This is a genomic window from Dongia sp. (assembly GCF_041905885.1).
GTDB lineage: Bacteria > Pseudomonadota > Alphaproteobacteria > Dongiales > Dongiaceae > Dongia.
Map to the genome: position 1 here is coordinate 1 of NZ_JAYRKD010000029.1, position 22,045 is coordinate 22,045.

General features: G+C 66.0%; 15 protein-coding genes. 5 read left to right on the forward strand and 10 right to left on the reverse strand.

Going from position 1 to position 22,045, the window contains the following annotated elements:
• Positions 1 to 4,853 (forward strand): beta strand repeat-containing protein (locus tag ACH2CY_RS22885; RefSeq protein ID WP_395021980.1); only part of this gene is annotated, 4,853 nt, incomplete at its 5' end.
• A gap of 223 nt (positions 4,854 to 5,076) precedes the next feature.
• Here the strand turns inward: ACH2CY_RS22885 and ACH2CY_RS22890 are convergent.
• From ACH2CY_RS22890 to ACH2CY_RS22930, 9 genes are all read right to left on the reverse strand, one after another.
• Complete coding sequence (locus ACH2CY_RS22890) at positions 5,077 to 5,601, reverse strand: PAS domain-containing protein (protein ID WP_395021982.1); 525 nt, start codon at positions 5,599 to 5,601, stop codon at positions 5,077 to 5,079.
• A gap of 35 nt (positions 5,602 to 5,636) precedes the next feature.
• Complete coding sequence (locus ACH2CY_RS22895; protein ID WP_395021984.1) at positions 5,637 to 6,539, reverse strand: amidohydrolase family protein; 903 nt, start codon at positions 6,537 to 6,539, stop codon at positions 5,637 to 5,639.
• Positions 6,540 to 6,541: 2 nt separating this feature from the next.
• Positions 6,542 to 7,681 carry a M20 family metallopeptidase gene (locus tag ACH2CY_RS22900; protein WP_395021985.1) on the reverse strand — a complete coding sequence of 380 codons (1,140 nt, stop codon included), beginning with the start codon at positions 7,679 to 7,681 and terminating at the stop codon, positions 6,542 to 6,544.
• Positions 7,674 to 8,885, reverse strand: a complete 1,212-nt coding sequence (locus ACH2CY_RS22905; RefSeq protein WP_395021987.1) for a hypothetical protein — start codon at positions 8,883 to 8,885, stop codon at positions 7,674 to 7,676. Before ACH2CY_RS22905 ends, ACH2CY_RS22900 begins: the two co-directional genes overlap by 8 nt.
• Before the next feature lies 1 nt (position 8,886).
• Positions 8,887 to 9,351 (reverse strand): RidA family protein, encoded by a 465-nt coding sequence (locus ACH2CY_RS22910; RefSeq protein WP_395021989.1) that lies wholly within the window; start codon positions 9,349 to 9,351, stop codon positions 8,887 to 8,889.
• Between the two features lie 13 nt (positions 9,352 to 9,364).
• Positions 9,365 to 10,312: an ABC transporter permease gene (locus ACH2CY_RS22915; RefSeq protein WP_395021991.1), complete on the reverse strand. Its 948-nt coding sequence runs from the start codon at positions 10,310 to 10,312 to the stop codon at positions 9,365 to 9,367.
• On the reverse strand, positions 10,309 to 11,253 hold the full coding sequence (locus tag ACH2CY_RS22920) for an ABC transporter permease (protein WP_395021992.1): 945 nt from the start codon (positions 11,251 to 11,253) through the stop codon (positions 10,309 to 10,311). Before ACH2CY_RS22920 ends, ACH2CY_RS22915 begins: the two co-directional genes overlap by 4 nt.
• Positions 11,250 to 12,743 carry a sugar ABC transporter ATP-binding protein gene (locus ACH2CY_RS22925; RefSeq protein WP_395021993.1) on the reverse strand — a complete coding sequence of 498 codons (1,494 nt, stop codon included), beginning with the start codon at positions 12,741 to 12,743 and terminating at the stop codon, positions 11,250 to 11,252. Before ACH2CY_RS22925 ends, ACH2CY_RS22920 begins: the two co-directional genes overlap by 4 nt.
• An 81-nt stretch (positions 12,744 to 12,824) precedes the next feature.
• The gene (locus ACH2CY_RS22930) at positions 12,825 to 13,877 is read right to left on the reverse strand and encodes an ABC transporter substrate-binding protein (protein ID WP_395021994.1); all 1,053 of its coding nucleotides are present in this window, start codon (positions 13,875 to 13,877) and stop codon (positions 12,825 to 12,827) included.
• A gap of 289 nt (positions 13,878 to 14,166) precedes the next feature.
• Here ACH2CY_RS22930 and ACH2CY_RS22935 point away from each other — a divergent pair, with 289 nt between their 5' ends.
• The 3 genes from ACH2CY_RS22935 (at position 14,167) to ACH2CY_RS22945 (ending at position 17,948) form a co-directional block, all read left to right on the forward strand.
• Complete coding sequence (locus tag ACH2CY_RS22935) at positions 14,167 to 15,090, forward strand: MurR/RpiR family transcriptional regulator (protein ID WP_395021995.1); 924 nt, start codon at positions 14,167 to 14,169, stop codon at positions 15,088 to 15,090.
• A complete protein-coding gene (locus ACH2CY_RS22940) occupies positions 15,087 to 16,556 on the forward strand; it encodes an amidohydrolase family protein (protein ID WP_395021996.1) in 1,470 nt (489 codons plus the stop codon). The genes ACH2CY_RS22935 and ACH2CY_RS22940 overlap by 4 nt, the downstream gene beginning before the upstream one ends.
• A 315-nt stretch (positions 16,557 to 16,871) precedes the next feature.
• Complete coding sequence (locus ACH2CY_RS22945; protein WP_395021998.1) at positions 16,872 to 17,948, forward strand: DUF4915 domain-containing protein; 1,077 nt, start codon at positions 16,872 to 16,874, stop codon at positions 17,946 to 17,948.
• A gap of 7 nt (positions 17,949 to 17,955) precedes the next feature.
• Here the strand turns inward: ACH2CY_RS22945 and ACH2CY_RS22950 are convergent, their stop codons facing one another.
• Positions 17,956 to 18,540 (reverse strand): TetR/AcrR family transcriptional regulator, encoded by a 585-nt coding sequence (locus ACH2CY_RS22950; RefSeq protein ID WP_395022000.1) that lies wholly within the window; start codon positions 18,538 to 18,540, stop codon positions 17,956 to 17,958.
• 290 nt (positions 18,541 to 18,830) lie between these two features.
• Between ACH2CY_RS22950 and ACH2CY_RS22955 the strand changes: the two genes are divergently transcribed.
• Entirely contained in the window at positions 18,831 to 21,980 is a 3,150-nt protein-coding gene (locus tag ACH2CY_RS22955) for an efflux RND transporter permease subunit (protein WP_395022002.1), read from the forward strand.
• The last annotated feature ends 65 nt before the right edge of the window (positions 21,981 to 22,045 follow it).

Consider the following 22,045-nt stretch of genomic DNA (forward strand, 5'->3'; position numbering starts at 1 on the left):
CTTCCTGGGGCGAAGCCGCCGGCGACATGCTGGTCAATGTCGAGCGCATGATCGGCGGCACCTACAACGACCAGATCCAGGGCGGCAGCGGCAACGACTTCCTGGATGGCGGTGCCAGCAACGACCGGATGGAGGGCTTCAACGGCGACGACACCTATGTCGTCGACAATGTGAACGACTTCATCAACGAATATGCCAATTACGGCACCGACACGGTGCAGGCATCGGTCAGCTGGACGCTGATCGCCAACCTGGAGAACCTGACGCTGACGGGGACGTCGGCGATCAACGGGACCGGCAACTCGGTCGATAACGTGATCACCGGCAACAGCGCGGCGAACACGCTGACCGGAGCGGCCGGCAACGATACGCTGGACGGCGGCGCCGGGAACGACACGCTGGTCGGCGGGACCGGCGACGACACCTACGTGGTGGACAATGCCGGCGACGTGGTGACGGAGAACGCCAGCGAGGGCACCGACCTGGTGAAAAGCTCGGTCACCTGGACCCTGAGCGCGAATCTGGAAAACCTCACGCTGACCGGGTCAAACGCGATCGACGGGACCGGCAACGGCGGTTCGAACACCCTGACCGGGAACGCGGCTGCCAATACCCTGGATGGCGGCGCCGGCAGCGACATCCTCGATGGGGGTGCGGGTGCCGACAAACTGATCGGCGGCGACGGCAGCGACACCTACTACGTCGACGATGCGGGAGACGTCGTGGTTGAGACAGGCGCTGCCTCGACGCCCTATACGCCCCCCTCGGGCTTTACGGTGGTGGGGACGGCAGATCTCAACGGTGACGGTCAGACCGATGTCCTGCTCTGGAACGCGACCACCAACGTGACCCAGCTGCAGGTCGTCAAGGATGGCGTCGGCGAGACGCCGATCGCGGTTCCCTACTGGGCCAACTGGACGGTCATGGGCCTGGCCGATCTCGACGCCGATGGCGACAAGGACATCCTCTACAAATACAACACCTCGAACGAGCAAGAAGCCGTCTACCTGAACGGCACGACCGTCGGGTCGCAAGCTTATCTCGGCGTCGCCGGCAAGACCGTCGATTCGATCGTCCCGGTCAACGGGATCGGCAAGGACCCGGTGGTCGCTTCGATCGACTATACGCTCGGAGCCAATCTCGAGAACCTGACCTTGACCGGGACCGGGTCGATCAACGGCACCGGCAACACCCTGGACAATGTCCTGACCGGGAACAGCGCCTCGAACACGTTGTCCGGCGGTGCCGGCAACGACACGCTGGACGGCGGGCTCGGCGCCGACACGCTGGCCGGTGGGGCGGACAACGACACCTATCTCGTGGACCGCACCGACGATGTCATCGTCGAGAATGTCGGCGAAGGCACGGACCTGGTGCAGAGCGCCGCGAGCTACGCGCTCTCCGCCAATATCGAGAACCTGACCTTGACCGGAACGGCCGCGATCAACGGCACCGGCAACGCATCGGACAACACCATCACCGGCAACAGCGCGGATAACGTCCTCGATGGCGGTGCGGGTAACGATAAGCTGATCGGCGGTGGCGGCAACGACACCGCTTCCTACGCGACCTCGACATTGGGTGTAGTGGCCAGTCTATCGACGCCGGCATCGAACACCGGTGACGCGGCGGGCGACACATATTCTTCGATCGAGAATCTGACGGGCTCTGCCGCCAAGGATACGCTGACCGGCGACGGCAGCGCCAACATCCTGATCGGCGGCGGCGGTGCGGATGTGCTGGACGGCGGCGCCGGCACGGACACGGCCTCATATGCGACGGCCGGTGCCGGCGTGACGGCGTTCCTCGGGGCGCCGGGTTCCAACACCGGGGATGCGTCGGGCGACACCTATACGTCGATTGAGAACCTGACGGGCTCGGCGTTCAACGACGTGCTCTACGGCAACAACGTCGCGAACGTGCTCAATGGCGGCGACGGCATCGATACCGCGGACTATTCCGCGGCGACCGCAGCGGTCTGGCTGCGGCCCATCGAGGATGCCGCCTGTTCGGGTGCTGAGGCTGCGGGTGACTCGTTGATCAGCATCGAGCGGCTGATCGGCAGCGCCTTCAACGACACGCTGTATGGTTCCTACAAGGGTGGGATGAGCGATCCCACCGACAACTACATCGACGGCGGTGCTGGCGCCGACTACATGGCGGCGTGGAACGGAAACGACACCTATATCGTCGATAACACGGGCGACGTCGTCAACGAGTACAGCGGCGGGGGCATCGACACGGTCTATGCGTCGGTGACCTACAGCATCACGATATACACCGACAACCTGACGCTCACCGGTGCCGCCGCGATCAACGCGACCGGGAACTCCGGCGATAACGTGCTGATCGGCAACAGCGCGGCGAACACGCTGACCGGAGCGGCCGGGAACGACACGCTGGACGGCGGCGCCGGAAACGACGCGCTGGTCGGCGGTGCCGGCGACGATATCTACGTGGTGGACAACGCCGGCGATGTGGTGACGGAGAGCACGAGCGAGGGCACGGACCTGGTACGGGCTTCGGTGAGCTATACCCTCGGATCGAACGTCGAGAACCTGACTCTGACCGGCACCGCGGCGATCAACGGAACCGGCAATACGCTGGACAACGTACTCACCGGCAACGATGCGGCGAACACGCTGACCGGCGGCGCCGGAAATGACACCCTGAACGGCGGCACTGGGAACGATACGCTGGTCGGGGGCGCGGGCAATGACACCTACGTGGTGGACAGCGCCGGGGATGTGATCACCGAGGGCGCCGGCGACGTCGCCGACCTGGTCCAGAGTTCGGCGAGCAACTACACGCTCGGGGCCAATGTCGAGAACCTGACCTTGACCGGGACCGGGTCGATCAGCGGCACCGGCAACACCCTGGACAACGTGCTGACCGGGAACAGCGCCTCGAACACGCTGAGCGGCGGCGGGGGCAACGACACACTGGACGGGGGGCTTGGCGCCGACACGCTGGCGGGCGGCACGGGGAACGACACCTATCTCGTGGACCGGAATGACGATCTCATCATCGAGAATGCCGGCGAGGGCACGGACCTGGTGCAGAGCGCTGCGAACTATGCACTCTCCGCCAATATCGAGAGCCTGACCCTGACCGGAACGGCCGCGATCAACGGCACCGGCAACGCATCGGACAACACCATCACCGGGAACAGCGCGGATAACGTCCTGGATGGCGGTGCGGGCAACGATACGCTGATCGGCGGCGGCGGCAATGATACCTACCTGGTGGATAACGCAAGCGATGTCGTGACGGAAGGCGCCGGCGCCGGCACGGACTTGGTGCGAAGCAGTGCCAGCCATACGCTCGGCGTCAATGTTGAGAATCTCGAACTCTTGGGCACGGCGGCTTCTGGTACGGGAAACGCACTGGCCAATACCATCACCGGCAATGTTTCGGCCAACACGCTCGCGGGCGGCGACGGAAACGACATCCTGATCGGCGGCGGCGGTGCGGATGTGCTGGATGGTGGCGCCGGCACGGACACGGCCTCGTATGCGACGGCGGGCGCTGGAGTGACGGCGCTTCTCGGGGCGCCGGGTTCCAATACCGGTGACGCGGCGGGCGACACCTATACGTCGATTGAGAACCTGACGGGCTCGGCGTTCAACGACGTGCTCTACGGCAACAACGTCGCGAACGTGCTCAATGGCGGCGACGGCATCGATACCGCGGACTATTCCGCGGCGACCGCAGCGGTCTGGCTGCGGCCCATCGAGGATGCCGCCTGTTCGGGTGCTGAGGCTGCGGGTGACTCGTTGATCAGCATCGAGCGGCTGATCGGCAGCGCCTTCAACGACACGCTGTATGGTTCCTACAAGGGTGGGATGAGCGATCCCACCGACAACTACATCGACGGCGGTGCTGGCGCCGACTACATGGCGGCGTGGAACGGAAACGACACCTATATCGTCGATAACACGGGCGACGTCGTCAACGAGTACAGCGGCGGGGGCATCGACACGGTCTATGCGTCGGTGACCTACAGCATCACGATATACACCGACAACCTGACGCTCACCGGTGCCGCCGCGATCAACGCGACCGGGAACTCCGGCGATAACGTGCTGATCGGCAACAGCGCGGCGAACACGCTGACCGGAGCGGCCGGGAACGACACGCTGGACGGCGGCGCCGGAAACGACGCGCTGGTCGGCGGTGCCGGCGACGATATCTACGTGGTGGACAACGCCGGCGATGTGGTGACGGAGAGCACGAGCGAGGGCACGGACCTGGTACGGGCTTCGGTGAGCTATACCCTCGGATCGAACGTCGAGAACCTGACTCTGACCGGCACCGCGGCGATCAACGGAACCGGCAATACGCTGGACAACGTACTCACCGGCAACGATGCGGCGAACACGCTGACCGGCGGCGCCGGAAATGACACCCTGAACGGCGGCACTGGGAACGACCTCATCCAGGGCGGCGATGGCGTCGACATCTATCGCTTCGATCGGGGCGGAGAAACCGACACACTCACCGTCTATGACACCGACGGCAGCGCCGACAAGCTGGTGTTCGGTGCCAACATTGCGACGGACCAGCTCTGGTTCAGGAATGCCGACCAAGATGGCGATGGGACGTTCGACGACCTGGAGATCGACGTTATCGGCACCACGGACAAGGTCTATATCGACGGCTGGAACAGCAGCTCGGCCCATAAGCTCGATCGGGTGACCGTATCCAACGGCACCTATGCGGCTGTCGGCGACATCGCCAATCTGGTCTCTGCGATGGCGAGCTTCAGCCCGCCGCCCCTTGGTCAGACGCAGCTTGATCCAACCGTCGCCCAGGCTCTGGCGCCGACTCTTGCTGCGAGTTGGCACGCCTGAGGCAGCCAGCGTGAGGAAGGCTCCCTCCGCCGGTTGAGGCGGAGGGAGCAAGTCTAGCGCAATTGGCAGCAACGGGATCATTGCGGAGATGCCGCTTCGGGGCGGCGCGCAGGTGGCGCGCCAAATCTCTAAACCTCTGATTTTACGAAGATAACCAAGGGGATCATAATCCCTTGGTCGGCGGTTCAAATCCGTCCGGTGCTACCAATTTTCTCCGCGAAAATTATTGGCGATAGAGATCCCGGTTGATCGAGAAGACCAGGATCTTGTTGACCGTCCGGTCGTCGTCGGAGAGCGGCAGGAACAGGTTGGCTTCGGAGACGTAGCGATCCAGCACCTGGAAATTGTCCTCGTCGTAGTAGGGCGCCCGGGTGTCGCAGACCGTCACGTAGCGAAATTCGGCCGCCTCGGGGGTCGCCGCGAAATAGCCGTCCCGCACCGACTTGCCGGTGGGATCATGGCCGCGCAGCTGGACCTCGCCGGTTCCCACCAGGCGATAGACGAAGCGCCGCTCGTCATCGACCACGTCGACGATCATGACGTTGGGCAGCAACCCGACCATCTCGGCCGGATCGATGTCGCTGCGCGGCGGCATGGTTCGGCCATTCCGCTTGCTCTCCCAGTAGGTGAGCATCTTCAGAATGTCCGGATGACATTTCGCCTTCCAGTCCTGCATACACCCGTACTCAAGCCGCCAGAAGGGACATGCCGAAACGATCGGCAACATATTCCTATGTCGCGCCGACATACTACAGTACTCGCGTGGAAATATCAAAACGCCGCTCACAGACGATAGAAGGCCGCGGCGTTGTCGTGGAAGAGATCGCGCTGCAGTGTATTCGGAAGCGCGGCGACGATTGTCCGGAAGGCATTGAAATGTGCCGCGAAATCGCCGTGCAGGCCGGCCACCGGGAAGTCGCTGCCGAACATGCAGCGCTTGGCGCCGAACGCCTCGATCACCGCCGTCACGATCGGCCGATAGCTCTCGACCGTCCAGTCGTGATCATAGGCGGCGAGATCGGAGATCTTGATCCAGACATTCGGCGCCGCCGCGGCGCGCGCGAGGCCGTCGCGCCATTTCCGGAGACCGGCCGGATCACGATCGACCGGGCTGCCGGCGTGATTGACGACGATGCGCAAGGCCGGATGGTCCGAGGCCAGCCGCGCTACATCACCGAGCTGCGGCGCATTGACCATGAGGTCGAGCGAGAGGTCGCGCTCGGCCAGCAGGGCGAGGCCGCGCCGCCAGGGGGGATCGTCCATCAGGTCCGGCCGCGCCGCGAAGCGCAGCTGCGGCTTCTCGTGCCAGCTGGCGATGGCGCGGATGCCGCGCAGGTTCGGCGCGCGCGCGTGGCGCTTGAGGATGGCGGCAAGATCGGGATCGGCCAATGGCGCCGCGGCGACGATGCCTTGCGGAAAGCCGTGCCGGTCGGCGATCGCTTGCACCCAGGCGGTCTCTTCCCAGGGCGCGCCGCCGAAGCCCGCCTCGATATGCACCGACTTGACGACATTCTCGCCGGCGATGTCGCGGAGGTAATCTTCGATCAGGTAGTTGTGGGCGAGCTTTTCGCTCGGCCCGAACACCATCTCCGACCGGCGCGCCGATCCCAGCCAGGGATAGCGGTCGTCGGCGAGGTCCCAGAGATGGTGATGCGCATCGATGATCGGGCCGCGATAGAGCCCCATCGTCAGCGCCGCAGCATGGCGAGCGCGATGTCGCGGTAGAGTTCCGTCGCCTGGACCAGCTCGGCCTTCGGCACGAACTCATCCGGCTTGTGCGCCTGGTCGAGCGAGCCCGGGCCGAGGATGATGCCGTCGCTGCCGATCGCGCGGAAATGCACCAAGTCGCAGCCGCCGGTGAAGCCCTCGGGGGCCGCCTGCGCATTGGCCGCGAGACTGAAGCGCACGATCGGCGAGGAGGCCGCGGTCTCCGCCGCCCCGGCAACCGTGCGCACATCCACGACCTCGGCGGAGATGTCGTGCTCCTCCCTGGCATGGACCAGCAGCTCCTGCAGCTCAGCGAGCGCCGCATCGGAGTCTTCACCGGGCAGCAGGCGGCGGTCGACCACGATCTCGCAGGAACCCGGGACCACGTTGTCGGCGATGCCGCCGAAGATCCGGGTCACCGTGAGGGTGGCCGGTCCGACCAGGTCATGGTGGCGGTGGCGCAGCCGCTTGTCCTCGGCGTCGAGCAGCGAGAGCAGCAGGCCCGCCTTCTGGATCGCATTGATGCCGAGCTCCGGCCGGCTGGAATGCGCGGTCTGGCCGTTGACGCGCAACAGCGGCCGCAGCACGCCCTTATGCGCGGAATGCACCTGGTTGCTGGTCGGCTCGCCGATGATGACGGCGTCGATCGGCGCCTGCTTGGCCTTGGCTTCGGTGGTGACCTGCTTCGAGCCGGTGCCGTCGATCTCCTCGTCGGCCACGAAGGTCAGCAGCAATGTGCCACTCCACTCGTCCTTGCGCGCCGCGAGCAGGCGCGCCGCTTCCGTCATGCTGGCGATCGAGCCCTTGGCGTCGCAGGAGCCGCGGCCATAGAGGCGGCCATCGCGTTCGACCAGGCGCAGCGGGTCGCTGCTCCAGCCGGTGCCGACCGGCACGGTGTCGATATGCGAATTGAAGGCGAGGGTGGAGCCCGGCCCGTTATCGAGCCGCGCCACCAGGTTCGCCCGTCCTTCGGCGACTTCCTGCAGCGTGGCGTTGAAGCCGAAGCCGGCGACGACCGTCGCCAGGAAGCGCGCGGCTTCCGTCTCCTGGCCTGGTGGATTTTGAGTGTCGAAGGCGACCAGGCGGTCGAGCAGGGCGAGGATTTTTGCCGCATCAGCCATGGCGCATCACCGCATCGCTGGCCGCGCGCACCCAATCGAGGCGCGCGGCGGGCACCAGTCCATAGTTGTAGTAGTCGATTTCCGTGGCGCCCGCGCGCATCGCGGCCAGCGACCGCGCGGCGATATCGTCGGCCGACCGCATCTCCGGATGGAACAGCCGCATGCCGACCCCGAGCTTCACGCCGTCACCAAGCTGCGCGCGCACTTTGGCCGTATCCGCTTCGAGCGCTTCCGGCTGCCGGTCATAGGCGCAGAACACCACACCCTCGCAGATCTTGCCCAGCGCGGCGAGATCGCTGCCCGAGCGCCAGCCATCGTTGATGTCGATGACATCGATCCGCACCCGGGGGTCGGCCGCGTCGCGGATCGCGGCGACGAGGCTGGTGACCGGCTCGAACCGCCAGCGCACCAAGGCCTCGATCTCCGGGTGCTCGCGGAACACGTCCGGCCCGCGGGTGATGAAATCCGGCCAGCGGGGCGCCGGCACCGCGCGTTCGGCGGCCTCGACGATCAAGCGCCGCACGGTCTTGCGCGCGGCTTCCACATCGACGCCGGATTTTCCGGCGCGTGCGATGCAGGCGTCGCAGAAGCAGAGCGACATCAGGAAATCGTCTTCCGCGGCCAGGCCGACGCCGTCCTTCTCGTGGTGGAACTCATGCGCATAGCCCATGAAGCCCGGCGTCTCGAGCTGCACGATGTCCGGCCGGTAGCCGGTGGTGAGATTCTTGATCAGCGTGGTGATATAGCCGCGCACATCCGGGTGGCTGGGGCAGAGGCTGTAATAGTTGGGGTCGCCGAAGGCGTTGCGGGTGCAGGCCTCAGGATGCAGCAGACCGAGGCGCATGTTGTGCAGGCAGACCGTCCAGCAGGCGACCGAGAGCCCGCCGCGATCCCGCGCCGCGGTCAGGTCCTTCAGCACGTCCTGCTCGGCCACGACGTCCGCGACCTTCGGCTGGATGCGCTGTCCCGCCCAGAGCTTGGGATCGGGCTGGAAGTAGATCGTGCCGTCCTCGGGGAAGTAGGCTTTGCGCTTTGGGCTGCGCGGCTGGAAGAAGCGGCCGGCGTGATAGGCGGTCGCAATGTTGATGCCGTTCACCCCGGCGCGGTCCTGGAGATCGCGCGACACCGTCTCCAGCCCCAGGTCGATCACGTCCCAGGGATAGGTCCACATCGCCAGACGTGGATTGCCGGTGTCGCCCGCCATCTTACTTGAACTCGACGATGGCTTCGATCTCGACCGTGATGTCGTCGGGGAGGCTGCCCATGCCGACGGCGGAGCGGGCATGTTTACCTTTGGCCTCGAACACCTCGACCAGGAGATCGGAGCAGCCGTTGATCACCTTCGGGTGCTGCTTGAAATCCGGCACGCCGTTGACCATGCCGAGCAGCTTCACGATCCTTGTCACGCGATCGAGATCGCCGACCGCGTCGCGCAGCGCCGAGAGCAGCTGGATGCCGACGATCCGCGCATGCTGGTAGGCCTCATCGACGGTGACGCCGCCGCCGACCTTGCCGCTATGCATGCCGCCTTCGGCCTTGCGCGGGCCCTGGCCGGAGAGGAAGACCAGCGAGCCGGTGATGACGAACGGCACATAATTGGCGACGGGGGTCGGCACCGGCGGCAGCACGATGCCCAGGGACTTCAACCGCGCTTCGATCGCGCCACTCATTCGGTTCTCCTTTTCAGCGAGTCTGGTCGCGCCCGGACAAAGGCAGCATTCCGAGGATTAGGCAACCCAAAATGATGCTGCGCCATCCCGCCGAGGCGTTCACCACGGTGATCAGCGCCGTCATGGTCACCAGCAGGATGGCGCCGGCGATCGTACCGGCATAGGTGCCGCGCCCGCCGAGGATCGAGGTCCCGCCCAAGACCACGGCGGCGATCGAGGACAGGAGATAGGGATCGCCGATCCCGACATAGCCCTGGCCATTCATCGCCAGCAGCAGCAGGCCGGCGCAGCCTGCGGTCGATCCGGACACGGTGTAGAGCAGCAGGGTGACGCGGCGCTCGGCGACGCCGGAGAGCCGGCTGGCCAGCGGATTGGTGCCGAGCGCGAAGACCGTGGCCCCGGTCCGCGTCCCATGCAGCCAGGCGAGGCAGAGTGCGGCGATCGCCGCCCAGACCAGGATATCGACCGGGATGCCGGCGATCCGCGTCGCGCCGAGCCAGACCAGCAGCGGATTGTTGACCGTGACCGCGCTGCCGCCGGCGATGATCACCAGCAGGCCTTGCAGGGTCGTCGCCGTCGCCAGGGTCATGATCAGCGGCGGCAGGCCGAGATAGCCGATGCCGATCCCGTTGATCGCGCCGATCCCGCCCGCCACGGCGAGGGTGAGCAGGATCGCGCCGAAGCCGGTGGTGTCCGGGGCGAAGGAGACCAGCGGCATCACGATCGCCGCGACCGTGATCGTGGCCGCAACCGAAAGATCGATGCCGCCGCCGATGACGACCAGGGTCTGGCCGATGCCGACCAGGCCGATCACCGCGGCCAGCTCGACCATGTAGCGGATATGTCCCGGCTTGGCGAAGCCCGGCAGAATCGCCCCGGCGACCAGCCAAAGCAGGACGATCAGCGCATAGGGCAGGGCGGCCCGCGTCGCGTCGTTCATGACGAAGCGGAAGCCGGTCACGCGATCCTCCGCACCAATTGCTTGAGCCGCGGCAGGGCGACGGTGATGACGATGATCAGCCCCTGCACGACATATTGCGCGACCGGCGGCAGGTTCATGAAGAACATCACGTTGATGAGCACGCTCATCAGCAGGCTGCCGGCGAGCGCGCCGCGCATCGTGCCCTGGCCGCCGAGGAAGCCGACGCCGCCCAGCACCGCCGCCGCGATCGCCGCCAGGGTGAAGGGCCCGCCGATCACCGGGTCGCCGGATCCCGTCTGCGCCGCCACGTAGAGTCCGGCGCCCGCGGTCAGCAAGCCGCTCAGCGCATAGGCGAAGATGCGGGCCGTGCGGGTCGGGACACCCGAGCGATAGGCGCCGATCGGATTGTCGCCGCCCGCCACCAGGCCCATGCCCAGCGGCGTCGCCTGGTATAGCTTCCAGCCGAGGATCAGCAGGATCAGCAGCAGCACGGCGGTCGGATGATCGCCGGCCAGGAACTCGGAGAGCTCCGCCGGAATCGCGCCGCCCGGCCGCGGCAGGATCAGCAGCGCCGCGCCGCCGATGATGAAGGAGGTGGCAAGCGTCACGATGATCGCCGGATAGCGCCCGACCGAGACGATGACACCGACCAGGGTGCCGATCGCCGCACCCATGCCGAGCGTCGCCGCGGTACCGCCCGCAATACCGAAGGCGCCGCCCATGCTGGTCGCGGCGACCACGGAGCCCAGGCCCACCATGGCTCCGATCGAGAGATCGATGCCGCCGGCCAGCATGATCATCGCTTGCGCCACGGCCACCAGCGCCATCGGGAACCAGTTCTGCACGAAACGTCCCGCGCCGCCGATGCTCAGGATTCCCGGGAAGAGGATGGCGTAGAGAATGAGGAATCCGGCCAGCACCAGGAACAGGGCGCCGAGCCCTTCATTGCGGCGCCACTGGATCGCCCAATAGAGGCTCATGCCGCCACCCCAAGCGCGGCACCGACGATCGCTTCTTCGCTGGCGTCCGCATGGTCGAGCATCGCGGCGATGCGGCCTTTGTGGAAGACCGCGACCCGATCGCAGAGATGCACCAGCTCCGGCGTGTCGGAGCTGAGGAGAACCACCGCCTTGCCTTCGGCCGCCATCGCCTGCAGCGCCAGATAGATCTCGCGCTTGGTGGCGACATCGACGCCGCGGGTCGGGTCGTTGAGCAGCAGGATCGACGGACTCAGCGGCAGCCATTTCGCCAAGGCCACCTTCTGCTGGTTGCCGCCGGAAAGGGCCTGCACCGGCCGCTTGCGGTCGCCGCGGATAGAAAGCCGCGCCGCGAGGCTCTCGGTCAGCGTCCTTTCCTCGCCGCGATTCCGGAACAGACGCGCAGCGGACCGCGCCAGGCTCGGCAGCAGCAGGTTGAGATCGATGCTGTGCGGCAGCAGCAGGCCTTCCTTCTTGCGATCGGCCGGGACATAGGCGAGGCCGGCGCGGTTCGCCGCCATCACGTTCCGGAACGGCGCCTGGGCGTCGCCGGCCTGGAACCGGTCCGCCGCCGCTTCCGCGGCGCCGTAGAGGCCGAGCAGGAAATCCTCCTGCCCCTGGCCGACCAGCCCGCCGAGGCCGAGGATCTCGCCGCGCCGCAGCTCGAGGTCGATGCCGGAAACCGCGGCCGTGCGGAAATTCCTGAGCGCCAGCACGGTCTCGACGCCGGCGCTCGACCGGAACGGCGGGAAGAGATCGTTGGGATCGCGGCCGACCATCAGCCGCACCAGGCCTTGCGCATCCATGCCGGCCAAGGGCCGGTCGGCGGTGAGCGCGCCGTCCTTCAGCACGGTGACATGGTCGCAGAAATCGAGGATCTCGTTGAGGCGATGCGAGATGTAAAGGATCGCGAGGCCCTGGGCCTTGAGCTTGCGGATCAGGCCGACCAGGATGCCGACGTCGTGGGCTGAGAGCGAAGAAGTCGGCTCGTCGAGGATCAGCAGCTTGGGCTTGCGGAACAGGGCCTTGGCGATCTCCACCATCTGCCGCCGGCCGAGCGCCAGCTTGTTCACCGGGAGATCGAGCGGCTCGTGGATGCCGGTCTCGCGGGCGATCGCGGCGGCCCGTTCCTTGATCGCGCCGTAGTCGATCAGGCCGAAGCGCCTGGGTGCCGCGCCCAACGCGATATTCTCCGCGATCGAGAGATGCGGCATCAGGCTCAATTCCTGCTGCACCACGGCGATGCCGAGGCCGCGCGCGCTGCGCGGCGTCAATGCGGAGAGCGTCTGCCCGGCGATCGTGATGGTTCCCGCATTCGGCGGCAGCGCGCCGGAGAGAATGTTGATCAGCGTGCTCTTGCCGGCGCCGTTTTCGCCCAGCAAGGCATGGATGCGCCCCGGCAGGAGCGCGATCGAGACGTCGCGCAGCACCGTGTTGCCGAAGAAGGATTTGGAAACACCTGCTGCGGCGAGCAGGACCTGATCTTCTGCCATCACACCAAAGCCGACCCAAAAGATCCGAGGTTCCGCCGCGAGGGAGGCAGCGGCGGAACCCCAGGATAGTCCAGTTGTCGGTTACTTGCTGCCGGCAATCAGCTGGTCGAACAGCTTGGTGTCATAGGGCGAGTAGATATAGCCGTCGGCCGGGAACTCGTCCTTGCGGGCGAGATAGGAGTCGAGGTTCTCATTGGTGATGATCGGCAGCGGCACCTTGATATAGGCAGGGATGTCCTCGCCCTGCTTGGCCTTGACGCCGGCATAAGTGGCGAGTGCGGCCAGCCAGTTGGGTTGCTGGGCCGCCCAGGCGTTGAGCTTCTTCTCCTTCCACATCTCCAGGAACTGGCGATAGTTCTCGCCGGTGATGGGGACGAGGTCGCGGCCCTGCTTGTCGAAGGCCATGATCGCACCGGCCGAGAGCGCGCCGCCCAGCGACAGCACGCCGTCGATCTCCGGATGGCTGAACAGCAGGTTGGTCACCGCCTCTTGCGCCGGGGCCGCGTTATAGTCGGTGTTGGTCTCGGCCAGGATCTCGATCCCCGGATTCTCCTTCAGCACCGGCTCCGCACCCTGGCGCCGGGCGTCGGAGACGGAGATGCCCGCGGGGCCGTTCAGCACCAGGATCTTGCCCTTGCCGCCGAGCTGCTTCACCAGCCAGGTCGCGGCCTCCTTGCCCCATTCGAGCTGGTCGGTGTTGACCTTGGCGGTCAGCTCGTTGGTATCGACCATGGAGTCGAAGTTCATGACCGCGATGCCCTTGGCGCAGGCATCGGCGATCACCCGGTCGAGCGCGGTCGCGGAGCCGGCGATCACCACGATCACGTCGAGCTTGGCGTCGATCATCGACTGGATCTGCTGGATCTGCGTGTTCGCATTGCCCTGGGCGTCGGTGATCATCAGCTTGCTCACCAGACCCTGCCTCTTGAGGTCCTCGGACATCGCCTCGATCGTGCCGGTGGTCTCCTTCATCCAGGTCGGCACCGAGTAGATGTTGGCCCAGCCGATCGAATAGGGCGGCTTCTGCTCGGCGGTGATGCATTTTGAAGCCGCAAAGGCCGAGGACGCACCCGCGGCGGCGAGCCCAAGGGCCAGCACCGCGGCGGAAAGGTGACGCAAGGTATGCCGTTTCATGTCTCAGAGCCTCCTGTCGGGTTGCGATCGCCGGGGCTCTGCTCTTCTGGGCAGACGCTTCCCCAAACGTCGTGTGAAATTCTCTTACAAGATTTTTGTCTTCGCAAGTCGATTCTGGGAGATGGTCGGCGTGTCTTTGGTAGAATATTCCCGAGAACCGCGAAAATCCTGCCTGGATGATCTGTAAATAAGTTACAAGACCAGGGTGATAGAAATTAAGTTACAAAGCGATATTCTGCCGCTGCGCCTGAAGGGATCGTCGCGCAAGGCCGATTTGAGAAAGACGGGGATGAGCACGGTCGTCGATATCATTTCCAGGCTGCGCGCCATGGAGGGGCAGTTCCGCCCGGCCGAGGCCGAGGTGGCGAAGGTGGTGCTCGAGGATCCGTTCTTCGCCGGCCGCGCCAGCATCGCCGAACTGGCCGATCGCGCCGGCGTCAGCCAGCCCAGCGTCACCCGCTTCTGCCGCGCGCTCGGCTGCGAGAGCCTGCGCGACTTCAAGTTCAAGCTGGCGCAGAATCTTGCGGTCGGCACCAATTACCTGAAGCAGCCGGAGCGGCTGGACGACGACGTCGCGCATCTGGCGCAACGGGTGATGAACGTGATCCTGGACGGAATCGCGCTGGCCCGCGACCAGCTCGACCACCAGGCGGTGCGCCAGGCGATCGAGATCATCGCCGAGACCCGGCGGCTCGACATCTACGGCGTCGGCGGCGCCAGCCACGGCGTCGCCATGGATGCCTATTACCGCTTCTTCCGCCTGGACATTCCCTGCGCCTGCTACGGCGACAACCATCTGCAGCGGATGTCGGCCTCCACCCTCGGACCCGGCGACACGGTGCTCGCGATCTGCAACAGCGGTCACATCCGCGAAGTGCTGGAGAGCGCCGAGATCGCGCAGCAATACGGCGCCAGGCTGATCGCGGTCACCAAGCCGGAGACGCCGCTGGCCCGTCTCGCCGATGTCAAGGTGCTGGTCGATGTCCCGGAGGATCCGGACATCTTCAAGCCGACCGCCTCCAGGCTGGCGCAGATCGCCGTCATCGACGTGCTGGCGACCGGCGTCGCGGTGCGGCGCGGCGCCGTCGTGCATGAAAAGCTGCGGCGGATCCGGCATAATCTCATCCCCGTCCACGCGATCACGCCGCAGCCGCGATCGACGGAGCCGGGCCCATCCAGCAAATCCCAGCGTCGGAAACGATCCCGCCCATGAATGCCCCCGACTTGAACGCAGAGAACCAGGCGCCGCTTTACGACCTCCTCTTCAAGGGGGCGCGGCTGATCGACGGCAGCGGCGGGCCTTCGCGCAAGGGCGATCTTGCGGTCAGCGGCGATCGCATCGCGCGGATCGACGACACCGGTTCGATTGATCCGATTGCCGCCCGCCAGGTGATCGACGCCACCGGCCTGGTGCTGGCGCCCGGCTTCGTCGACAGCCATACCCATGACGATTTCGCCGTGATCGGCGAGCCGGCGATGCGGCCGAAGGTGACCCAGGGCGTCACCACCGTCGTGGTCGGCAACTGCGGGATCAGCGGCGCGCCGATCCGGATCCAAGGCGACCTGCCGCCGCCGCCGCTCAACCTGCTCGGCGAATCCAAGACCTTCGCCTATCCGAGCTTCGCCGAGTATGCCGCCAAGGTCGATGCGACCAGGCCCGCGGTCAATGTCGCGGCGCTGATCGGCCATGGCACCCTGCGCGTCGCCACCATGGCGGACATCTCCGGTCGCGCCACGCCCGGCGAGATCGAGCGGATGCGCAAGCTCCTGGCCGACAGCCTCGATGCCGGTGCCGCGGGCTTCTCGACCGGTCTTTTCTATCCGATCAACAGCGGCGCCGATGCCGACGAGGTGGTGGCGCTGGCGGAGATCGTCTCGGAGAAGGGCGGCGTCTACACCACCCATATGCGCGACGAATACGACCGGGTGATGGAATCCCTCGAGGAAACCTTCGACACCGCTGAGCGCGCCAAGGTGCCGGTGGTGATCTCGCATCACAAATGCGCGCTTCCCGAGAATTACGGCCGCAGCCGTCAGACCTTGCGCCGCATCACCGAGGCCGCGCAGCGCCAGACCGTCGGGCTGGACGCCTATCCCTATGACGCCGGCTCGACCGTGCTCTATCCCGAGGAAGCGCGCGACGACGTGCGCATCATGGTCACCTGGTCGACGCCGCATCCGGAGATGTCCGGCCGCGACCTCTCCGCTATCGCGAAGGAATGGGGCTGCTCGCAGCGCGAGGCGGGCGAGCGCCTGCTGCCGGCCGGCGCCATCTATTTCCAGATGGACGAGGCCGACGTGCGCGCGATCCTCGCCTTTCCGCTGACCATGATCGGCTCGGATGGCCTGCCGCACGACAAGCATCCGCACCCGCGGCTCTGGGGCACTTTCCCGCGCATCCTCGGCCATTATGTGCGCGAGGTCCGGCTGTTCAGTTTGGAGAACGCGATCCACAAGATGACCGGGATGACCGCCGCGCGCTTCGGTCTCAAGGATCGCGGCCTGCTGCGCGAAGGCTATGCCGCCGACCTGGTGCTGTTCGACGCGGCCAAGGTGAAGGATACCGCCACCTACGAGATCCCAATCCGCGCCGCGGAAGGAATCAACGCGGTCTATGTGAACGGCCAGCCGGCGCTGGAAGGTGCGCGCGCCGGTCGCCTCCTGCGCAAGGCCCACTAAAGGCCTGACCGGGCTCGCTACGAACGGCTGAAAAGCTCCCCTGATTCGCCGGCAAGCAGCGTCTGCCCTTAGCTTGATATAAATCAAGCTGCTACAGAAAGATGTTGAACTTGCCAAATTGGTGTTGGATGCGCCGTCCTACCCGCGGCGCGGCGCAAGCCTTGTTTGTGCAAAGATAATTGCACCGATACAATCGCTTGGCTGGTCATGGCCGGACGTGATGCCCGTCACTCACTTTTTTGTGACTTTATGCAGAAACTGAGGTAAGTCACACATCCTCAGTTGTCGCGACAGACACAACCAAGGCGATAGACCATGCACCATCCCCCGAGCCGACCGCATCGTGCCTCCCGGCGCCTGCCGCCGCAGGCCCTGCTCGCCATAGTGCCGCCGGCGCCGGTCCTGCCGGCGCCCGTCGCCTTGCCCGCGGGTGCGGCGGACATGGTCGAGGCTTCGCCGCGGCTGGTGCACTGGCTGCGCGCCCGCAAGCTCTGCCTTGCGCTCTCGACCGGCGAGAGCGGCAAGCTCCTCACCCTCGGCGCCGGCCCGGCGGGCCTCACTGTGTTCGACGTGAGCTGCGAGATACCGGGTGCTCTCTTGCTGACCGAGAAGGGGCTGCATGTCGCCGCGCATCGCCGGCTCTGGCGCTTCGACGATGCCTTGGGCGACGGCGAACGCTATCGCGGCACCGATCGCTTGTGCCTGCCGAGCCAATGCCGGCCGACCGGCGCCATCGGCATCCAGGATCTTGCGGTCCTGGAATCGGGGAAGCTGCTGGCGGCGGCTTCCGCTTTCAACAGCGTCGTTCGGATCAACAGCCGCGGCGACTTGAAGCCGGTCTGGCGCCCGGCCTTCATCGACAAGGTGGTGCGCGAGGACCGCTGCCACCTGACCGGCTTCTGCCTGCGCGACGACGCGGTTGCCTATGTCACCGTCACCGCGGCGAGCAATGTGAAGGACGGCTGGCAGCAGGCGCAGAACGGCGGCCAGGTGATCGACGCGGTCACGCAGCGCGCCGTGGCCGAGGGCCTCGACCGGCCGACCGCGCCGCGCCTCACCCGCAACCGGCTCTGGGTGCTGGAGAGCGGCAGCGGCTGGCTCGGCCGGGTCGACCTGGAGAAGCGCGCTTTCGAGCGTTTCGTGCAATTGCCCGGCACGCCGCGCGGTCTGCGCTTCGTCGGCAACCATGCCCTGGTGATGACCTCGGGCGAGGGCGCCGGCATCCACTGGGTCAACCTGAAGACCGGCAAGACCGACCACCGGCTTTCGCTGCGCGGTTCGATCGCCGACGCGATCGATGTCGCGTTCATCCCCGGCGAGACGGTGCCGCGGCTGGCGGGGTTGAGCTTCGCCGATTCAGGGCTGGAGGAGCCGCAGCGGATCGCGGGCTAACGCGATCTCACTGGCGGTGGCTGTCGACCAGCGTCTCGATCAGCCGCACCAGGCGCGAGGCGGGGCCTTCGACGCCGAGGCTCTGGATGTTGATCCGGGCGCCCTCGATCAGCAGGAAGACCTCGTCGGCGAGGCCTTCGGGATCGCGCAGCTTCGCGTCGCCGAACAGCTTCACCAGCCGCAGGCGGTGGCCCTTCTTGAATTCCTCGATGACGGCGCGGGCGGGGTGGTCCTTCTCCGGCAGCTCGACCGCGGCATTGGCCAGCGCGCAGCCGCGCTCGCCGTCGTGCGTGACGCATTCCGATACCTGGGCGAGCCAGGTGCGGATCTCCGTCTGTGGATCGCCGGCGCATTGCTTGGCGATCTCGTCCCAGTGGGCATCCGCCTCCTGGGCGAGCTTGCGCAGGTACTCGGCCACCAGAACGTCCTTGGAGGGGAAGTGGCGGTAGACGGTCATCTTGTTGGTGGCGGCCGCCTCGGCAATGGCGTCCATGCTCACCGAATGAATGCCGTGGTGATAGAAGAGGTCGCAGGCCGCGCTCAGTATCCGAATCCGCGGCGGGACGGCACGCGGTCCCGGGGTCTGCGGCACGTCCCCATGAGACCCGTGAGTTTCATTTTCGACCGGCTGTTTGAGTGCTATTTCAAGCTCCGTCTTCGCAACTGCACGCAATTCACTTGACGCGGTACTTACTGATCAGTACCGTCGCTTGGTACTGAGTAGTACCACCGTTCATACTCCTTGTCACGCAAGATGTGACGGTCATCACACTTCAAGCGGAACAAGGGATTAGCCTACTGACATCTTTGGGTCGTCGTTTCGGCCATAGTCGCCGGCCCGGTTTGGCCCTTCGTCCTAGCCTCCAGCATATAGAGTCCTAAGTGGTTGGTTTTTTCATTAATCGCCCCGTCTTCGCATCTGCAATAGCCGGCATCATGGTGCTGGCCGGTCTCATTTGTTACCAGCTGCTGCCGGTGGCCCAGTTCCCCGACATCACGCCGCCGCAGGTGGTGGTGACCGCCGCCTATCCGGGCGCCAGTTCCAAAGTCGTCGCCGACACCGTGACCACGCCGCTGGAGCAGCAGATCAACGGCGTGCCGGGCATGGCCTATATGTCGTCGATCAGCGCCAATGACGGCACCTCCACCATCACCGTGACCTTCGACGTTGGCTATCCGATCGACGTCGCCGCGGTCGACGTGCAGAACCGCATCACCGCCGCCAGCGGCCAGCTGCCGGCGATCGTGAACCAGGGCGGCGTCACCATCGCCAAGCAGAACCCGAACTTCGCGCTGGCGGTGAACCTTTCCTCGCCGGACGGCTCGGTCGATCTCACCACCCTGAGCAACTTCGCCTATCTGCAGCTCGCCGATCCCCTGAAGCGGGTGCAGGGTGTTGGCAACGTCATCATCTTCGGTGAGCGCCGCTATTCGATGCGGGTCTGGCTCGATCCCGACAAGCTCGCCAATCTTGGACTGACCGCGCTCGACATCCGCGACGCGATCGCCAATCAGAACATCCAGGTCGCTGCCGGCAAGCTCGGCCAGTCGCCGGCGCCCGACGGCACCGCCTTCGAAGTCCAGGTGAACGCGCTGGGGCGCTTGAGCGATCCGGCGCAATTCGGCGAGATCATCGTCCGCGCCGGCACCGGCAGCGAGGCGACCCTGAAGCTGAAGGACGTGGCGCGGATCGAGCTCGGCGCCCAGACCTATTCCTCCAGCGCGCATCTCAACGAGAAGCCCTCGGTCTTCCTCGGCATCTTCCAGGCGCCGAACTCGAACGCCCTCGCCATGTCCGCCGGCATCCGCAAGACCATGGACGAGCTGAAGGCACGATTCCCGAAGGGCGTCGAATACGGCATCGTCTACGACACCACGATGTTCGTCTCGGCCTCGATGGAGGACGTGATGAAGACCCTGGGCGAGGCGATGATCCTCGTGATCCTGGTGGTCTTCGTCTTCCTGCAGAGCTGGCGCGCGACCCTCATTCCCGCGATTGCGATCCCGGTCTCGCTGATCGGCACGCTCTGCATCATGTATGCCTTCGGCTTCTCGCTGAACACGGTCTCGATGCTCGGCATGGTGCTGGCGATCGGCCTGGTGGTCGATGACGCGATCGTCGTCGTCGAGAACGTCGAGCGGCAGCTGCATCTCGGGCTGAAGCCGATCGACGCCGCCAAGGCCGCCATGGCCGAGGTGACCGGGCCGATCATCGCCACCACCGCCGTGCTGATGGCGGTGTTCGTGCCGGTCGCCTTCCTGCCCGGCGTCACCGGCCAGCTCTATAACCAGTTCGCGCTCACCATCGCCATCTCGGTGGCGATCTCGGCCTTCAACTCGCTGACCCTGAGCCCGGCCTTGAGCGCCGTGTTCCTGCGCAACCAGCCGCCGTCGAAGTTCCTGCCGTTCCGCCTGTTCAACGCCGGCTTCACCCGCTCGGCCAACGGCTATGCCTGGTCGATCCGGCATCTGATCGGCATGCGCTGGATCGTGATGGCCTTCTTCGCCTTCGGCCTGCTGCTGACCTATGGGATCTACAGCCGGCTCTCGACCACCTTCCTGCCGGTCGAGGACCAGGGCTATTTCTTCGCGGTCATCCAGCTGCCCGACGGCGCTTCGGTCGAACGCACCGAGGAAGTGGCGACCCAGGTCCGCGAGATCCTGAAGGCGACCCCCGGCGTCTCCGACGTGGTCTCGGTCGCCGGCTTCAACTTCCTGACCGGTGCGGCGCAGTCCAACACCGGCGTCGAGTTCGCGGTGCTGAAGCCCTGGGCCGAGCGCGGGCCCGGCGAGAAGGCTTCCGACATCGTCAACCAGGTCCGCGGCAAGCTGCTGAGCCTGCCGGCCGGCATCGCCTTGAGCTTCGACCCGCCCTCGATCCCGGGCGTCGGCGCCACCGGCGGCTTCGAGTTCCAGCTCGAGGATCTGACCGGCCGCACCAGCGCCGAGCTCGACCAGGTGACCCAGGCGGTGCTGGGCGAGGCGCGCAAGCAGCCGGAGCTCAACCCGCACGCCTTGTTCTCGACCTTCTCGACCGCGACGCCGCAATACGACTACGAGCTCGACCGCACCAAGGCGAAACTCCTGGGGCTCGACCTGCCGGACGTGTTCAGCACCCTGCAGATCTTCTTCGGCTCGCTCTATGTGAACGACTTCAACCAGTTCGGCCGCACCTTCCGTGTCACCATGCAGGCCGAGCAGAGCGCGCGCGCCCAGGCCGGCGACATCTCGCGGCTCTACGTGCGGAACAACGAGGGCCGGATGGTGCCGCTGAGCACGCTCGGCGAGCTGAAGCCCACCGTCGGGCCGGAATTCATCTCGCATTACAACGCCTATTCTTCGGCGCTGATCAACGGCGGCCCGGCCCCGGGCTACAGCTCCAGCCAGGCGATCGCGGCGATGGAGCGGGTGGCGAAGTCGGTGCTGCCGGGGGACTACAGCTTCGAATGGACCGGCATCACCTATCAGGAGCTCAAAGCGGGCGACATCGCGATCCTGGTCTTCGCGGGTGCCTTGATCTTCGTCTTCCTGTTCCTGGCGGCGCAGTATGAGAGCTTCTCCATGCCCTTCATGGTGATCCTCGCCGTGCCGCTGGCGCTGTTCGGCGCGGTGCTGGCGCTCTGGGCGGCCGGGATGCAGATCGACGTCTATTCCCAGGTCGGCTTCGTCATGCTGATCGGCCTGTCGGCGAAGAACGCGATTCTGATCGTGGAATTCGCCAAGCGCCGGCGCTTGGAAGGCCACACCATCGTCGATTCCGCCATGGAAGCCGGCCGCCTGCGCCTGCGCCCGATCCTGATGACCGCCTTCGCCTTCATCCTCGGCGTGGTGCCGCTGATGACCGCGAACGGCGCGGGTGCGGCCAGCCGCCAGTCGATCGGCACCACGGTGTTCGGCGGCATGCTGGCGGCGACGCTGCTGAGCCTGGCCTTCGTGCCGGTGTTCTATGCGCTGATCGAGCGCTGGCGCGAGGGTCGTGCCGGGGCTGAGGAAGAGCAACACAAGACCCCGGCACCCGTTGCGGGCGAGTGATTGGTCGCGGGCGAATGAGATTGGAACCGGGCCGATCTGACCCATCGGCCCGATCGAGGACATTG

Coding starts and splice junctions, on each gene's coding strand:
- ACH2CY_RS22890 (WP_395021982.1), bottom strand. CDS start 5,601: ATGTCGGCGCGACATAGGAATATGTTGCCGATCGTTTCGGCATGTCCC.
- ACH2CY_RS22895 (WP_395021984.1), bottom strand. CDS start 6,539: ATGGGGCTCTATCGCGGCCCGATCATCGATGCGCATCACCATCTCTGG.
- ACH2CY_RS22900 (WP_395021985.1), bottom strand. CDS start 7,681: ATGGCTGATGCGGCAAAAATCCTCGCCCTGCTCGACCGCCTGGTCGCC.
- ACH2CY_RS22905 (WP_395021987.1), bottom strand. CDS start 8,885: ATGGCGGGCGACACCGGCAATCCACGTCTGGCGATGTGGACCTATCCC.
- ACH2CY_RS22910 (WP_395021989.1), bottom strand. CDS start 9,351: ATGAGTGGCGCGATCGAAGCGCGGTTGAAGTCCCTGGGCATCGTGCTG.
- ACH2CY_RS22920 (WP_395021992.1), bottom strand. CDS start 11,253: ATGAGCCTCTATTGGGCGATCCAGTGGCGCCGCAATGAAGGGCTCGGC.
- ACH2CY_RS22925 (WP_395021993.1), bottom strand. CDS start 12,743: ATGGCAGAAGATCAGGTCCTGCTCGCCGCAGCAGGTGTTTCCAAATCC.
- ACH2CY_RS22930 (WP_395021994.1), bottom strand. CDS start 13,877: ATGAAACGGCATACCTTGCGTCACCTTTCCGCCGCGGTGCTGGCCCTT.
- ACH2CY_RS22935 (WP_395021995.1), top strand. CDS start 14,167: ATGAGCACGGTCGTCGATATCATTTCCAGGCTGCGCGCCATGGAGGGG.
- ACH2CY_RS22940 (WP_395021996.1), top strand. CDS start 15,087: ATGAATGCCCCCGACTTGAACGCAGAGAACCAGGCGCCGCTTTACGAC.
- ACH2CY_RS22945 (WP_395021998.1), top strand. CDS start 16,872: ATGCACCATCCCCCGAGCCGACCGCATCGTGCCTCCCGGCGCCTGCCG.